Source organism: Lysinibacillus sp. GW821-FHT14F06 (genome assembly GCF_058803665.1).
This window is the reverse complement of the sequence record NZ_JBXAPF010000003.1, coordinates 93,685-109,608: the sequence shown is the minus strand read 5'-3', so window position 1 is coordinate 109,608 and position 15,924 is coordinate 93,685. Positions and strand designations below refer to the sequence as shown.

The following is a 15,924-nucleotide window of genomic DNA, read 5'->3' as shown; positions in this document are numbered from 1 at the left end:
AGAATGTCAACATGAAAAAACTTAACTATTTATTAGGACTTTTTACATTACTATTTTTACTAGTGGCATGTGCAGAAGCAGATGAAAACGATACTGTGAAGGTCGGTATTCGTAGCTCAGAATTGAAAACCTGGGAGTATATTAAGGAACAGGCTAGCGAGGAAGATATTAATCTTGATTTAGTAACATTCTCTGCGCAATATGACCCAAATCAAGCGCTGGCAGAGGGAGAAGTAGATATTAATGCTTTTCAACATGTTGCGTATTTAAATTTATTTAATACGAACAACAACTCAGATTTACAGGCAATTGGCACAACAATAATGGCACCAATTGGCTTATATTCAAACAAATATAAATCGTTAGATGAACTAAAAGAAGGTGCAAAAATCGCGGTACCGAATGATCCTTCCAACTGGGGTAGAGCTTTACTGCTACTTCAGGAGAATGGACTACTAACAGTAACGGACAATTTTGATGGGAATGGTGGAGAAGATCGAATTAAAGATAATCCGAAAAACTTAACAATTTTGCCTGTTGATGGTGCTACAACGCCAAGGGTGATGGAGGACGCCGATTTTGCAGTTATTAATAATGGTGTTGCTGTAGAAGCTGGTCTTTTATTGAAAGATGCCATCATTCACGAGAGTGAAACAGCTAAGCCATTTATTAATGTTATCGTGGCAAAGGCAGAGGACAAAAATAATGAAACATTGAAAAAAATAGTAGAAATTTATCAGCGTGATGAAACAGCTAAATTTATTAAAGAAATATCAAACGGTAACTATATTCCTGTGAAAATGCCACTGGATGAATTAGCAACATGGAAGGATTTCTATTCATATTAGAAAGGGTGTTAACAATGACTAAGAAAAGAGAAATAAAGCTAGCCCTATATTTAATTGGAGCAGGTATGCATATTGCTGCATGGAAGCACCCATCTGCTCAAGCGGATGCAAGCATCAATATTAAAGCATTACAAAAAGCAGCTCAGATTGCGGAAAAAGGAAAGTTTGATATAGCTTTTGTTGCAGACAGTTTAGCCATCAATCATGAATCACATCCGCATATTTTAAATCGCTTTGATCCATTAATTCAAATTACGGCTTTAGCAGCAGCAACTACAAAAATTGGACTTGGTGCAACAGCTTCAACTACATACAGTGAGCCATATGTGCTAGCAAGGCAATTGATGTCCATCGATCATATAAGCAATGGGAGAGTTGCTTGGAATTTAGTGACTACAGCAGATGCTACAGGAGAAACGGCTTTAAATTTCAGTCGTGACAAGCATTGGGAGCACGATCATCGCTATGAACGTGCAGAGGAGTTTATCGATGTTGTTCAGTCATTATGGGATTCATGGGAGGACGATGCTTTTCTCTATGATCGAGACAATAATATTTTTTATGATCGTCATAAAGTGCATGAAACATCATTTAAGGGCAACTATTTATCTGTCAAAGGTCCGTTAAATATTGCTCGTTCTGTACAGGGGCAGCCTGTAATTGTGGAGGCTGGTGCATCTAAACCAGGACAACAATTAGCTGCACGAACAGCAGAAGTTGTATTTGTCCATTGGGATGAAATTGAAAAATCGAAAGAACACTATCGTCAATTAAAGGCACAGCTTGCTCCATTTGGACGTACAGAGGAGGAACTTCTTGTTTTACAGGGAATTTCTCCAATTGTGGGTGATACAGAGGAGGAGGCGATCCGTAAATTTAATGAATTACAGACGTTAATTGATCCATACGAAAGCTTAAAATTTGTTTCTGGGTATATGGGGAATGTTGACTTTTCAAAGTATCCGCTTGATACACCAGCTATCGAAGTGGAATTTCCAGAAGTCAATAGTATTCAAAGTCATTTCTATGAGCACTTAGAGATTATTAAAAAAGAAAATTTAAAAGTTGGCGATTTATATGCGCGCCTATTTGGACCTGCAAAGCGTGATGCTTTTGTCGGAACACCGACACAAATTGCAGATGAGATGGAGCGTTGGGTTACAGAGCGAGCAGCGGATGGCTTTATGCTGCAGTTTCCATTATTACCACGCGATTTAGAGGATTTTGTTGACAAGGTTGTACCGATTCTACAAGAGCGAGGCATTTATCGTAAAGATTATACAGGCACAACGTTAAGAGAGCATTTAGGATTGAAAAAGCCGCTGAATCGTTTTGCTAAAAGTAAGGTGACACAAGGATGATTGATATTTTTATTCGTAATGAACGGGAGCAAAAACTCGTTCAGTATGCTCAGAGTTTAGCAAAACAAATTGAGAAAACGGCTAATCAATATGATGAGAGTGGTGAATTTCCGTTTGAGCACTTTCGGATTTTAGAGGATGCAGGTTATTTTCGATTAACAGTGCCAAAAAAATATGGGGGAGAAGAAATTTCTCTCTATGAAATGTTATTAGTACAGGAGCAATTAGCTAAAGGCGATGCTTCTACTGCATTATCTGTCGGCTGGCATTTATTAACGTTTTTGAATGTTCGTGAGGCGAAAACATGGCCAGAGCCTATATTCGCAGAATTAAGCCGAAAAGCTGTTGAAGAAGGCTCTCTATTGAATATTATTAACAGTGAACGTGGAAAAGGGAATATTTCTCGAGGAAGTTTACCTGGTACGATTGCTAAAAAGGTGCCAGGGGGATATCACATTACTGGTGAAAAGGCATTTGCTTCCTTAGCACCGATTTTAAAACAATTCACCATTATTGCTTATCTAGAAGAAGAAAATCTAACAGCTGAGTTTCTCATTACTAAAAATGAACAGGTGGAAATTGTGGAAACATGGGATGCGATGGGCATGAGAGCGACAGGCAGTCATGATATTATTTTTTATGATACATTTGTACCGGAGAACGCATTGCTGTATAGACATCGTCCAAATGAAGTCAATCGTTTCTTAGCGGATGGTCGTGTCTATTCTTTAGAAATTCCAGCCGTTTACTTAGGAGTAGCAGGTGCAGCAAGAGATTATGCCATTGATTTTGCTAAAAATACGTATTCACATAGCTTAGAAAATACAATCGCTCATGCCAGCCATGTTCAACAAAAGATCGGTGAAATAGAGGTACTTTATCAAACTGCACGAAGAACTCTGTATAGTATTGCAGCGCAGGTAGAACAAAATCCAGCTCTTAAGGAGCAGCTATCAGAGTCTGTAAGTATTGCGAAGTATGTTATTTGCAACCACGCGATAGATATTGTAACAAAGGCTATGCAGGTTGTAGGTGGACGAAGTTTATCGAAGGAAAACAAAATCCAACGCCTATTTAGAGATGTTCAATGCAGCCGCTTTAATCCTCCAGCAGATGATGTGGTTATTACTCAACTTGCCATGGGATTACTGATTGATAAGAAGCAAGGAACTTTTCAATTATAGTATGAACCGTGAAAGACTTCCAAAGAGATTATCTGCCAGCAAAAATAGTTGGCAGATTTTTTGCGTGAGCCATTTCTACTGAATTGTCGATTTCTGTTTGTCGTGAAAGTTGATTTCTAGTATGATATTGGATAGTGATAGGGGGGAAACCCGTGAATAACGGTTCAAAAAAACAAGAAATGTTTTCAAAAATGCAAGAAAGAAAATCTGAGGTAAAAATCGTGAGAAAAATCGTTGCTATTATAGCTATTGTTTTTGTTCTACTATTAGTGATTGTTGGTTTCCTTGGCTACAATTATGTAAAGAGTGCCCTCAAACCAGTGGATCCAGATGCAACAAAAACAATTGCCGTTGAAGTACCAATTGGCTCAAGTTTAAGCTCTATTTCTGCCTTATTAGAGAAAAAAGGCGTTATTAAAGATGCCCAAGTATTTAAATATTATGCAAAGTTTAAAAATGAATCTCAGTTCCAGGCAGGAAATTATGATTTAACAAAGGCAATGACGCTAGATGAGCTAATCAAAAGTTTAAAAACAGGAAAGGTATATCGTAAGCCAGTCTTTACGATGACAATTCCTGAAGGCTTAACGCTTGAACAAATCGGTAATATAGTGGAGAAGAAAACGCCATATACCCAGAAGGAATTTATGGACTTAGTAACAAGTGATGCATTTGTTCAACAGATGATGGCGAACTATCCTGAGCTTGTGACAGATGCAGTTTTAGCTGACAATATTCGCTATGATTTAGAAGGCTATCTTTTCCCCGCAACTTATTCTTACTTTGAAGAGAAGCCATCATTAGAATCAATCATAGAAGAAATGATTGGGGCAATGAATAAGGTTGTGAAGAATTACAGCGACCTACTTGCAGAAAAACAGATGTCTGTACATCAATTAGTAACATTTGCTTCATTACTAGAAGAAGAAGCTACTGCTCAAACAGATCGTGAAACTATTGCAAGTGTATTCTATAATCGTCTCGATCAAGGAATGCCGCTTCAAACTGATCCAACAGTTTTATATGCACTTGGCTCTCATAAGAATCGGGTGCTATATGAAGATTTAGAGGTAGAAAATGCTTACAATACTTACAAAAACAAAGGTCTGCCACCTGGTCCAATTGCAGGTGCAGGGAAGTCTTCTATTGAAGCAGCACTGAATCCAAGCAGTACAGATTATCTCTACTTCTTAGCGGATAAAGAGGGCGTAAACCACTTCTCTAAAACCTATGATGAACATTTGCAAAAAGTGGAAAAATATTTACGAAAGACAGAGTAATGACTCGAAAATAGAAAAAGTATGTAGTATACAATGGATAGAAGGAAAGAAAAATAGCTTTCCTTCTATTTTCGTGCTATCATAAATTGTGATTTTTGATAAATCCGTTCATTTATACGGGACAAATATGCGTGGTGGCAATTGTTTGCTTATCAAAACAATTGCTCATTTTTGTATGGCAAAGTACCAAGACATCACGTTTGGTCTTTTTCTTTTTGGTGTAAATGATGAAGTACAGACAACGGCGAAACGCTTGTTGCCTTTTAAATGAGGGTGAAACAATGGAATTATCAGAGGCATATATACAATCATTTATTCAACCACGTAATGAACTGCTTTTAGAAATGGAAGCATTTGCGGAGGAGAATCATGTACCGATTATGCAGCTTGCAGCTATCGATGCACTGAATCAACTGCTACGTATTCAAAATCCGTCAAAAATTTTAGAAATTGGTACTGCTATCGGTTATTCTGCACTAAGAATGGCAGAGGCTTTGCCAAATGTGAATATCGTTACAATAGAGCGGGATTCAGAGCGTGTGACAAGGGCCAAAGCTTATATTAAACGTTCAACCGTATCAGATCGAATTACGGTCATTGAAGGCGATGCTTTAGAGGTAGACGATGAGGCTATTCAAACAGCATTTGATGCAGTTTTTATCGATGCAGCTAAGGGACAATATCAGCGCTTTTTTGAAAAGTATGCCCCACTAGTGAAATCAGGGGGAGTCTTGTATATAGATAATATGTATATGCATGGCTTATCTGATTTAGATTTGAAGGATGTTCCACGTCGTAAGCGTACAATGATTCGCAATTTAAAAAACTTCACGGAATGGATAATGGAGCACCCCGATTATACAAGTGCTTTTTTACCAGTCGGTGACGGTTTATTACTATGTTTGAAGAGGTGACTACTATGAAAAAACCGGAATTGCTTGTGACACCACAATCATTAGAACATATAAAAGCACTTTTAGAAGCTGGAGCAGATGCTTTTGTAATTGGTGAACAACAATTTGGTCTACGTCTAGCAGGAGAATTCTCTGTTGATGAAGTGGAAGAAGCAACGAAGCTTATTCACGCAGCAGGTAAAAAGGTTTATGTTGCAGTCAATGCACTTTTCCATAATGAAAAGATAGACGCCCTTGCTGACTATTTAAAAGAAATGCAGCGTATCGGTGTGGATCGTTTAATTTTCGGCGACCCAGCTGTATTAATTATTCGTCGTGAGCAAGGAGTAACAATTCCATTACATTGGAATCCAGAAACGACTGCTACAAACTGGTTTACAGCAAACTATTGGGGGAAACGCGGCGCAACTCGCGCAGTACTTGCACGTGAACTTTCACTAGATGAAGTGTTGGAAATAAAAGAAAATGCTGAACTAGAGATTGAAGTACAAGTCCATGGTATGACATGTATGTTCCAATCAAAGCGTCCATTATTGGGGCATTACTTCTTATATCAAGATAAAGTAATGGAAATTGAAAATCGTAATGAAAATCGTAACATGTTCCTACATGACGATGAGCGAAATAATAAATACCCAATTTATGAGGACGTTAATGGAACACATATTTTCAGTCCAAATGATATGTGTATTATTGATGAACTAGGTGAATTATTTGAGGGTGGCATTGATGCTCTGAAAATTGAGGGTGTACTGCAAACACCAGAATATGTGGTGACAGTAACAGAAGCCTATCGCAAAGCCATCGACGCTTATTTTGATGAGTCAGAAGAAGCATATGAAGATATAAAAGATGATTTATTAGCAAAAATTGAAGAGGTTCAGCCAGCCATCAGACCACTGGACACAGGCTTTATCTTCAAGGAAACAGTTTACTAAGAGGGGGGCAAGACATGGCATTAACGTTAGTACAAAATGACAAAATCCGTGAGATTGTCGATGGTAAACGTGTCATTACAAAAAAACCAGAGCTGCTTGCCCCAGCAGGTAGCTTAGAGAAATTAAAAATAGCTGTTCATTATGGAGCAGATGCTGTATTTATTGGCGGGCAAGAATTTGGTTTACGTTCAAATGCAGATAATTTTTCTATTGAGGAAATGCGTGAGGGAGTAGCATTCGCCAATAAATACGGTGCGAAAATTTATGTTACGACAAATATTTTTGCTCATAATGAAAATATGGGTGGCTTAGAGCAATATTTAAAGGATATTGAATCAGCAGGTGTTACAGGTATTATCGTAGCAGACCCTCTGATCATTGAAACATGCCGCACAGCTGCACCAAAGCTTGAAATTCACCTTTCTACACAGCAATCGCTTTCAAACTGGAAGGCGGTACAGTATTGGAAAGAGGAAGGTTTACATCGAGTAGTGTTAGCCCGTGAAGTAGGCGGCGAAGAAATGCAGCTGATGAAGGAAAAGGTTGATATTGAAATTGAGGCATTCGTACATGGAGCGATGTGTATCGCTTATTCTGGTCGTTGTGTGCTTTCCAATCATATGACTGCTCGTGACTCCAACCGCGGTGGCTGCTGCCAGTCTTGTCGCTGGGACTACGATTTATATGAATTAGAAGATGGCGAAGAAAAAGCGCTATTTGATGACAACCATGCACCTTTTGCTATGAGTCCAAAAGATTTAAAGTTAATCGAAGCTATTCCTCATATGATTGAGCTTGGCATTGATTCGTTAAAAGTTGAAGGTCGCATGAAATCCATTCACTACGTGGCTACAGTTGTTTCCGTGTATCGTAAGGTAATTGATGCCTATTGCGCAGATCCTGATAATTTCAACATTAAACGTGAATGGCTAGAGGAGTTAGATAAATGTGCAAACCGTGATACGGCTGAGGCATTCTTCCATGATGCACCTGGCTTAGAGGAGCAAATGTTTGGTGTTCATGGCCGTAAAACAACATATGAATTTGCTGGTTTAATTTTAGACCATGACTTAGAGTCAAAAATTGTCACAATGCAGCAACGAAATTATTTTAAGCCTGGTGATGAAGTAGAGTTCTTTGGTCCTGAAATCGAAAACTTCTGTTTAACAATGGGAGAAATATGGGATGAGGACGGTAATAGCTTAGATGCAGCCCGTCATCCATTACAAATTGTTAAATTTAAATGTGATACACCATTAAAACCGCATAACATGATGCGAAAGGAGAATAATTAATGGCAGCAAAGCGTCCAGTCGTCATCGGAATCGCTGGTGGCTCATGTTCAGGTAAAACGAGTGTGACACATGCTATTTATGATGTTTTCCGAGATCATTCAGTGGTTGTAATTGAACAAGATTTTTATTATAAGGATCAAAGTCATTTAACGTTTGAGGAACGTTTAGGTACAAACTATGACCATCCGTTAGCATTCGATAATGATTTGTTAATTAAACACATAAAAAAATTGTTGGCTCGTCAATCCATCGAAAAGCCAGTATACGATTATGTACAACATACAAGAGCAAAAGAGGTTATTCATGTTGAACCTGTAGATGTTATTATACTAGAAGGTATTTTAGTGCTAGAGGATGCCGATTTACGTGATCTAATGGACATAAAGCTATTTGTTGATACGGACTCAGATTTACGAATTATCCGTCGTATTATGCGCGATATAAAGGAACGTGGACGTACAACAGATTCTGTCATCGACCAATATTTAACGGCCGTTCGTCCAATGCATAATCTTTTTATTGAACCAACAAAACGTTATGCTGATATCATTATTCCAGAAGGCGGAGATAATGAAGTAGCCATCGATTTAATGGTAACGAAAATTAAAACTATTCTTGAAACCGGCAACGTATTGTAATAAGATAGAGTGGTATTGACAATATTTACATGCTTATCGGTGCATATTTCTGAAAAGCATGCATACTATTAGGTCAAAGCGTAATTTGAAAAACGTTTAAAAATAATAAAATTCGATTAAATGCTTGTTATAGGCATTTAGTCGAGTTTTATGTTTTTATATTGATGAAATAAGGAGTGAAGGACTTTGGCAAATGAAAAACAATACCCAATGACTGCTGAGGGTAAACGAAAATTAGAAGATGAATTAGTGAAATTAGAAACGGAAACACGTAAGGAAATCGTAGAACGTATTAAAATTGCACGTGATTTCGGAGACCTTTCTGAAAATGCTGAGTATGATTCAGCAAAAGAAGAACAAGCCTTTTTAGAAGGACGCATTTCTACATTAAAATCAATGATTCGTAACGCGGTAATTATTTCTGAAGATGAAACTGACAACAGTGTAGTATCACTTGGGAAAACGGTTACATTTGTAGAAATCATTAATGGTAAACCATCAACTGAAGAGGAATCATATACAATTGTAGGTTCAGCTGAAGCGGATCCAATGGAATTCCGTATTTCTAATGAATCACCAATCGCAAAAGGCTTACTTGGCCGTGCTGAGGGTGAAGAGGTTGCTGTACAAACACCAGGCGGCGAAATGAAGGTTAAGATTCTTTCTATAAAATAATTATATATGTACAAGCAGTTAACTTCTCTTCTAAAAGAAAGTTAACTGCTTTTATTTTATAAAGATTAGTGTTTCACAGGATATGGAAAGCAAAAAATAGACACAAATATTTTGCATGTGCTGTCGAAATTGATAAAATATTGGCTAGAGAGGGGGAGAATTCATGAGTGAACGACAAACTCGAAGCAGTCGTCATTTGCAGCCATCTCATAATAAAAAGCTAGATAAACTATTGAATGTATTAATTGGTATAGTTGTAGTATTAATTATTATCACAGCTGTCTATGTGTTTAAATGGCAAGATGATGCAGAAAAAGCCGTGAAAGATGAGCCAGCACAAGAGCAAAAGAATGACGATAAGGAGGTTGAGGAAGAGCCTTCTAAAGAAGATAATAAGGATGCTACCACAGATGATAACGAACCAGCAAAGGAAGAACCTGCAAAAGAAGAGCCTACTGAAGAAGAATCAACATCTGAACAGGGCAATGCTCAGGAAACTACGTCTGATAATCCAATTGTAGACAAGGTTGTTACCAATAAAAATTGGAAGCCTACTCCTACGACACAAACAGGTCAGCATGTGTCTTCATACGATAATACTTCTGTAGACTGGGCAGAAAAGGTGGCAACGATTACAGCCGCAACAGGCATTGAAAAGGACAATATGATTATTTGGCGTATTCAAAATAACGGTAGCGCTAATACGGCTATAGCAACTGTTTCAACGAATGATAAAACAGCAATGTATAGAGTTAGTATGGAATGGGTTGACCAAGAGGGCTGGTTACCAGTAAAGCTTGAACAGTTAAATACATTAAATGGCGCCTATTGACGAAAGTAACTCTTTTGTTTATTTTTAATAGAGTATAAAGAAGGGAAGAAATATATCTATGAAAATTGCAGTAATTGGCGCAATGGAAGAAGAAGTAGAGCTACTACGAGCATCATTAGAAGATGGAAAAAGTACAACAATTGCAGGTAGTGAATATACAACAGGAATCTATGATGGCAAAGAGGTTGTGTTATTAAAAAGCGGCATTGGTAAAGTAAATGCTGCGATGTCAACTACGATTCTCTTACATGAATTCAAACCAGATGTAGTCATTAATACTGGCTCAGCTGGAGGTTATGATGAGGCTCTTGAAGTAGGAGCAGTTGTCATTTCAGATGAGGTTCGTCATCATGATGTAGATGTGACAATTTTCGGCTATGAGATTGGACAGATGGCTGGAATGCCAGCAGCTTATAAATCAGATGAAAAGCTAATGAAAGTGGCGGAAGAGGCTGTAAAGGCAGTTGGAGAGCATCAATTTGGTATTGGGTTAATTTGCTCAGGAGATGCTTTTATGAATGATCCAGTGCGTGTAGAAGCTGTACGTCATCATTTCCCACAAATGAAGGCAGTTGAAATGGAAGCAGCGGCTGTTGCGCAAGTGTGTTATCAGTTCGGGACACCATTTGTAGTAATCCGTGCTTTATCTGATATCGCAGGGAAAGAATCCAATATTAGCTTCGATGAATTTTTACCTGTAGCTGCAAAACATTCAACACAAATTGTCTTAAAAGCAATTGAAATGTTATAAGTTGCTTTACTGAATAGGAAGACTCATAAGCGAGATAAATTACACATAATAGACACAATGTATAAATAGTGGTGTGAGAAAAATCACAGTTAAAAAATTTAATGAATGCTACACTGTCATTAATTAAATCTCTTCATATTTGATTGGGAGGTATTCATGATGTTATTTTTAACAGCTGGTGTAGTTATTATTACAACTTTACTTGGTTCACTTATTTCAGCAGAGCTCTCAGAAACTGTATAGTAATGTGAAGAAAAGCTTCCTTGCGATATTTATTATCGCAAGGAAGTTTTTTCTGTATTGGTGCTAAAATTATTCGGATGATTTACATACATATTTTTTTCTTCTTTCGTGATACAATTTCTAAAGCTAATTTCATGATTGGTATTTGTAACAAAAAATACAAGAATACAAGTCGTGCATATCGTAGATTTTATTGCTATTTTCGAAACATCAATTTACAATAAATTATTCAATAGTCTTTTGGTCTCGTTTATACAATTGATAGAGCTTGATTAGTGCCCGCTTTTCTATGCGCGACACATAGCTGCGCGAAATATTTAAGCGTGCCGCAATTTCCTTTTGTGTAAGAGCATCCTGCTGGTTTAAGCCATAGCGAAGTGTCACAATTTCGAGTTCACGTTCGTCAAGCATGTGCAAATAATGATAGAGCTGTGCAACATGTTCCTTATGCTCAATTTTTTCTGTGGCGCTTTCCTCATCACATTGTAAAAGATCGCGAATTTGTAGCGCATTGCCATCTTTGTCTGTGCCGATTGGCTCGAATAAGGAAACATCCTTTTGCACCTTTTTTTGTGTCCTCAGATGCATTAATATTTCATTTTCAATACAGCGTGCAGCATAAGTGGCCAGACGAGTTTTTTTGTCAGGTGTATAGCTTTCTACAGCTTTCATAAGACCAATAGTACCGATGGAAATATAGTCATCTAGTTGTTCGTGCTTTGGGTGGAATTTTTTTACAACGTGTGCAACGAGTCGCATATTGCGCTCTATTAAATCAAGACGCGCTTGCTCATCACCGCCTAAAAATCGTTCAATACAAGCAGCTTCCTCTTCTTTTGAAAAGGGTTTATGGAATGTTTGCCCCTTTAAATAGCCAAGTAACGCTGGGATTTCAAGCCATAACTGCAACATAGATGTAAAAATTCCGCTCATTGAATGATTTCATCCTTTCCCCATTTTTCGACAGTATATGTTAGGAAACTGTGTTAAATGAAAAAAGTGCAACAGCAAATGTGCTGTTACACTTTTTTTAACGTGAATGTACTAATCATCAATAGAGCTAGTATTGGAAAAAGGAAAAGATAAAATGCTGGATGGAACGCAGTAGATGCAAAATACGTTAAAGTTAAGAGAGTACCTGCAGCTGTAATTGGTAACCCTGTAAAATAGCCGTTTGGTTCACTAATATTAAAGCGAGCTAATCTCATCGCACCACAGATGATATACAGTACGGTCATCATCATACCGACGTAACCAAAGTCTACTAAGACCACTTCATACATTAATAATGCAGGCGCTACACCAAATGATATAATATCACTCATAGAGTCTAACTGTTTACCTAAATCAGACACTTGTCCGAGAGCTCTGGCTACCTTCCCATCGTAACGATCTAGAAGGGCAGCAATAAAGATAAATAAGACACTGTAGCTATAGTATTCATGTAATGTAGCCATAATGGCTGCGCCACCACAGGACATATTACTGATTGTAATGAAGTTTGCTGCTTGCGATTTCATTTTCTTAACCGTGGTATCCACCAACTTGTGATAAAAAAACAAGGGGGATCACTCCTTTACACTTAAGATATTGTACCATTATACTTCGAATGCGAAAAAATTGACAGTCTAAATTAATCGATAGGGGTTTTGTTTTATGAAAGAAAAATTATATCAACGCTTGATTGAATTAACAAATGGCAAGCAATCCTCTCAACTTTTACAAACGATTGCAAAAGCTAAGTGGAGTAAACGTATAATCCCTAGCTATATGAAGGTATACGATATTAACCTTGAAGAAGTTTCAAAAAAACCACAACAATTTTCAAGTTTACATGATTTTTTTACAAGAGAGCTTTTGGAGCATGTCAGACCAATTGAACAAAATCCGACTACTTATACAAGTCCTGTTGATGCAAAAGTGGAATCTTTTGGTCGTATCGAATGGGATATGACGTTTCTTGTAAAGGGGAAGCCGTATGCATTAACAGATTTACTTGGCAATAACGAACGTGCCGCACAATATGCTGATGGCCATTTTATTGTGTTTTACTTAAGTCCTGCTGACTATCACCGTATTCATAGTCCTATTGATGGATTAGTGCTAAGACAATATACACTTGGGCAAAAATCGTTTCCTGTGAATCAGCTTGGTCTTTCCTATGGGAAAAAACCGATTTCCCATAATTACCGTCAAGTAACAGAGTTGAAGGTGGCTAATAATCAGCAGGTAGCGTTTATAAAGGTAGGAGCTACTTTTGTTAACTCTATAGTTCTGACGAATACTACAACAAAGTGGCATAAAGGTGAAGAAGTAGGTTATTTTTCATTTGGCTCAACGGTCGTTATTTTATTTGAAAAAGGAGCAATCGAATTTACGGATAATGTAGTACAAGGAAGCCCAATTCGAATGGGTGAAGCATTTGCAAATATGCTATAATGGTCGAATAATACGTTTAGATTAGGGGTCGCTATTTTGTATAATTTTTTATTACCAAATGAATTTGTGACGAGTATTTTTGAAATTACACCAGAAAAGCTTCAAGACTTAGGCATTAAAGGAATTATTACAGATTTAGATAATACCCTTGTGGAATGGGACCGTGCTGATGCAACGGAAGAGCTGATTATTTGGCTTCGTATCATGAAGGAATCAGGTATTCGTGTTATTATTGCGTCAAATAACAATGAAGCACGTGTCAAGCATTTTGCTGAGCCATTAGGTATTCCTTATATCCATAAGGCAAAAAAACCATTTCGTAATGCCTTTTATAGTGCCATTGTTCAATTAGGGCTACGTCCAAATGAAGTGGTTATGGTAGGAGATCAACTCTTAACAGATGTAATGGGTGCCAATCGCTTAGGTTTGCATACGGTACTTGTAAAACCTGTTGCACAGTCTGATGGGCTCGTAACAAAATTCAATCGATTCATTGAACGACGCGTGTTCAATGATTTAAAACGAAAAGGAATTATAACTTGGGAGGAAAAAGAATGAACGAAATGCCAAATTGTATTGGCTGTGGTACAACAATTCAAACAGAAGATAAAACAGCAGTTGGGTATGCCCCTCCATCATCATTAGAAAAAGACGCGGTCATTTGTCAACGCTGCTTCCGTTTGAAAAATTATAATGAAATTCAACCAGTGTCATTAACAGATGACGATTTTTTACGCATTCTTAATGGTCTTGGAACACAGCAAGGCTTAATCGTAAAAATTGTTGATATTTTTGACTTCAATGGGAGCTGGCTGCCAGGACTTCATCGTTTCGTTGGGAAAAATCCTGTATTATTGGTTGCGAATAAGGCTGACTTATTACCGAAATCAGTAAAGCCGAAAAAAGTAATTAATTGGTTGAAACGTGAGGCAAAGGCTCTTGGTCTGCAACCTATCGATGTGCTTTTAGTAAGTGCCCATAAAGGAAAAGGAATGGCTGAAGCAATGGAAGCCATCGATGAGTACCGCAATGGGAAAAATGTTTATGTTGTAGGTTGTACAAATGTTGGAAAATCCACGTTCATTAATCGCATCATTAAACAGGCTACAGGTGAGGGTGAGGTGATTACTACCTCTCATTTCCCAGGTACGACTTTGGATATGATTGAAATTCCATTAGATGATGGTAGTGCATTATATGATACACCAGGGATTATTAATCATCATCAGATGGCACACCATATTGATGCAAGTGAATTAAAATATATTATGCCGAAAAAAGAAATAAAGCCGAAAGTATACCAACAAAACGCTGGGCAAACTTTATTTATTGGTGCACTAGCGCGTTTTGACTTTATTCAAGGAGAACGTTCAGCATTTACGGTCCATGTAGCTAATGACTTACCAATTCACCGTACAAAACTGGAGAAGGCAGATACATTATATGCAGAGCATAAGGGAGAGTTACTTGCACCGCCGACTAAGGATTTTATTGATCAGTTGCCGCCATTAGTGCGTCATGAGTTTTCGATAAAAGAAGGGAAAACAGATGTTGTATTTTCGGGTCTTGGCTGGATCACGGTGCAGCATGAAAATGTAGTTGTTGCAGCTTATGCACCAAAAGGTGTACAAGTTTCAATTCGTCCTTCACTTATATAAATCGAAGGATAATAGTAGAGAGAGGGCTAGAGAATGAAGAAGTGGTTTGCAGTGATGGGTGATCCAATTGAACATTCAAAATCACCAGCCATGCATAATGCTTGGTTCGAACATATGTCAATTGATGCGACATATATTCCTTTACATGTATCTGCTGATCAATTAGAGTCAGCAGTTGCTGGTTTGAAAACATTAGGAGCAAGTGGCTGGAACGTTACAATTCCTCATAAAACAGCAATCATCCCATATCTAGATGAACTAGATGAGCTGGCACAAAAAATGGGAGCAGTGAATACAGTCGTACGAACAATAGATGGAAAGTTGAAGGGCTATAATACAGATGGTATCGGTTTTGTTCGTTCACTAGAAGAAGCAGTTGGTGTGTCTCATAAAGACAAACCTGTGTTACTTGTTGGTGCTGGTGGCGCTGCTCGTGGCATTGCCTTTGCCATGCAGCAGCAAGGCTATTGCAATTTGACCATTACCAATCGTACAGTGGCGAATGCCCAAGCTATTATTAATGAAATGGGAATGGGGCGTGCAATTTCATTAAAAGAAGCAGAAGAGACATTAGCCGATTTCAGCATAATTGTGCAAATGACATCGGCTGGGCTTGCTACGGGCAATTTTTCTATGCCATTTTCACTTGAACATCTTACAAAGGGCGCAATTGTTGCGGATATTGTGTATAATCCATTAATGACCCCTTTTCTTCAAGCAGCGGAAGTAAAAGGAGCAACCGTTGTCACAGGACTTGGAATGTTTGTTCATCAAGGGGCCATCGCCTTTGAGTATTGGCTAGGTGAATCCCCAAATACAAATTCAATGATTGCGCAATTAAAGGCGCAATTAGGAGGATACTAATTTT

General features: G+C 37.9%; 17 protein-coding genes. 15 read left to right on the top strand and 2 right to left on the bottom strand.

Annotated features, from left to right (window positions below; translation table 11 throughout):
* Nucleotides 1-11 precede the first annotated feature (11 nt).
* The 11 genes from AC1RNS_RS04270 to mtnN all read left to right on the top strand — a co-directional run bounded on the left by AC1RNS_RS04270 (nucleotide 12) and on the right by mtnN (nucleotide 10,716).
* On the top strand, nucleotides 12-848 hold the full coding sequence (locus AC1RNS_RS04270) for a MetQ/NlpA family ABC transporter substrate-binding protein (RefSeq protein WP_492991012.1): 837 nt from the start codon (nucleotides 12-14) through the stop codon (nucleotides 846-848).
* A gap of 14 nt (nucleotides 849-862) precedes the next feature.
* Entirely contained in the window at nucleotides 863-2,209 is a 1,347-nt protein-coding gene (locus AC1RNS_RS04265; protein ID WP_492991010.1) for an LLM class flavin-dependent oxidoreductase, read from the top strand.
* On the top strand, nucleotides 2,206-3,393 hold the full coding sequence (locus AC1RNS_RS04260) for an acyl-CoA dehydrogenase family protein (RefSeq protein ID WP_492991009.1): 1,188 nt from the start codon (nucleotides 2,206-2,208) through the stop codon (nucleotides 3,391-3,393). Before AC1RNS_RS04265 ends, AC1RNS_RS04260 begins: the two co-directional genes overlap by 4 nt.
* A 152-nt stretch (nucleotides 3,394-3,545) precedes the next feature.
* Nucleotides 3,546-4,673: an endolytic transglycosylase MltG gene (mltG, locus tag AC1RNS_RS04255; RefSeq protein WP_492991008.1), complete on the top strand. Its 1,128-nt coding sequence runs from the start codon at nucleotides 3,546-3,548 to the stop codon at nucleotides 4,671-4,673.
* Between the two features lie 281 nt (nucleotides 4,674-4,954).
* A complete protein-coding gene (locus tag AC1RNS_RS04250; protein ID WP_492991006.1) occupies nucleotides 4,955-5,587 on the top strand; it encodes an O-methyltransferase in 633 nt (210 codons plus the stop codon).
* Nucleotides 5,588-5,592: 5 nt separating this feature from the next.
* Entirely contained in the window at nucleotides 5,593-6,525 is a 933-nt protein-coding gene (locus tag AC1RNS_RS04245) for a peptidase U32 family protein (RefSeq protein WP_492991005.1), read from the top strand.
* A gap of 14 nt (nucleotides 6,526-6,539) precedes the next feature.
* Nucleotides 6,540-7,820, top strand: coding sequence for a peptidase U32 family protein (locus AC1RNS_RS04240; protein WP_492991004.1), 1,281 nt, complete (start codon nucleotides 6,540-6,542; stop codon nucleotides 7,818-7,820).
* Nucleotides 7,820-8,458 (top strand): uridine kinase, encoded by a 639-nt coding sequence (gene udk, locus AC1RNS_RS04235; protein ID WP_427544272.1) that lies wholly within the window; start codon nucleotides 7,820-7,822, stop codon nucleotides 8,456-8,458. The genes AC1RNS_RS04240 and udk overlap by 1 nt, the downstream gene beginning before the upstream one ends.
* 186 nt (nucleotides 8,459-8,644) lie before the next feature.
* On the top strand, nucleotides 8,645-9,133 hold the full coding sequence (gene greA, locus AC1RNS_RS04230) for a transcription elongation factor GreA (protein WP_492991002.1): 489 nt from the start codon (nucleotides 8,645-8,647) through the stop codon (nucleotides 9,131-9,133).
* A gap of 163 nt (nucleotides 9,134-9,296) precedes the next feature.
* Entirely contained in the window at nucleotides 9,297-9,965 is a 669-nt protein-coding gene (locus AC1RNS_RS04225) for a YrrS family protein (protein ID WP_492991000.1), read from the top strand.
* Nucleotides 9,966-10,023: 58 nt separating this feature from the next.
* On the top strand, nucleotides 10,024-10,716 hold the full coding sequence (gene mtnN / locus AC1RNS_RS04220; RefSeq protein ID WP_492990999.1) for a 5'-methylthioadenosine/S-adenosylhomocysteine nucleosidase: 693 nt from the start codon (nucleotides 10,024-10,026) through the stop codon (nucleotides 10,714-10,716).
* Between the two features lie 468 nt (nucleotides 10,717-11,184).
* Here the strand turns inward: mtnN and sigK are convergent, their stop codons facing one another.
* Together sigK and pssA are read right to left on the bottom strand one after the other, a co-directional pair.
* The gene (sigK, locus tag AC1RNS_RS04215; protein ID WP_283868838.1) at nucleotides 11,185-11,892 is read right to left on the bottom strand and encodes an RNA polymerase sporulation sigma factor SigK; all 708 of its coding nucleotides are present in this window, start codon (nucleotides 11,890-11,892) and stop codon (nucleotides 11,185-11,187) included.
* A gap of 86 nt (nucleotides 11,893-11,978) precedes the next feature.
* The gene (pssA, locus tag AC1RNS_RS04210; protein WP_492991189.1) at nucleotides 11,979-12,479 is read right to left on the bottom strand and encodes a CDP-diacylglycerol--serine O-phosphatidyltransferase; all 501 of its coding nucleotides are present in this window, start codon (nucleotides 12,477-12,479) and stop codon (nucleotides 11,979-11,981) included.
* Nucleotides 12,480-12,615: 136 nt separating this feature from the next.
* Between pssA and AC1RNS_RS04205 the strand changes: the two genes are divergently transcribed.
* Genes AC1RNS_RS04205 through aroE form a run of 4 tightly spaced genes read left to right on the top strand, consistent with a single transcriptional unit; the run spans nucleotide 12,616 to nucleotide 15,920 of the window.
* Nucleotides 12,616-13,398, top strand: coding sequence for a phosphatidylserine decarboxylase (locus AC1RNS_RS04205; RefSeq protein ID WP_492990997.1), 783 nt, complete (start codon nucleotides 12,616-12,618; stop codon nucleotides 13,396-13,398).
* A 36-nt stretch (nucleotides 13,399-13,434) separates the two neighbouring features.
* Nucleotides 13,435-13,956: a YqeG family HAD IIIA-type phosphatase gene (locus AC1RNS_RS04200; protein ID WP_492990996.1), complete on the top strand. Its 522-nt coding sequence runs from the start codon at nucleotides 13,435-13,437 to the stop codon at nucleotides 13,954-13,956.
* Nucleotides 13,953-15,056, top strand: coding sequence for a ribosome biogenesis GTPase YqeH (gene yqeH, locus AC1RNS_RS04195; protein WP_492990994.1), 1,104 nt, complete (start codon nucleotides 13,953-13,955; stop codon nucleotides 15,054-15,056). The genes AC1RNS_RS04200 and yqeH overlap by 4 nt, the downstream gene beginning before the upstream one ends.
* Nucleotides 15,057-15,089: 33 nt before the next feature.
* Nucleotides 15,090-15,920, top strand: coding sequence for a shikimate dehydrogenase (gene aroE / locus AC1RNS_RS04190; RefSeq protein ID WP_492990992.1), 831 nt, complete (start codon nucleotides 15,090-15,092; stop codon nucleotides 15,918-15,920).
* Nucleotides 15,921-15,924 lie beyond the last annotated feature (4 nt).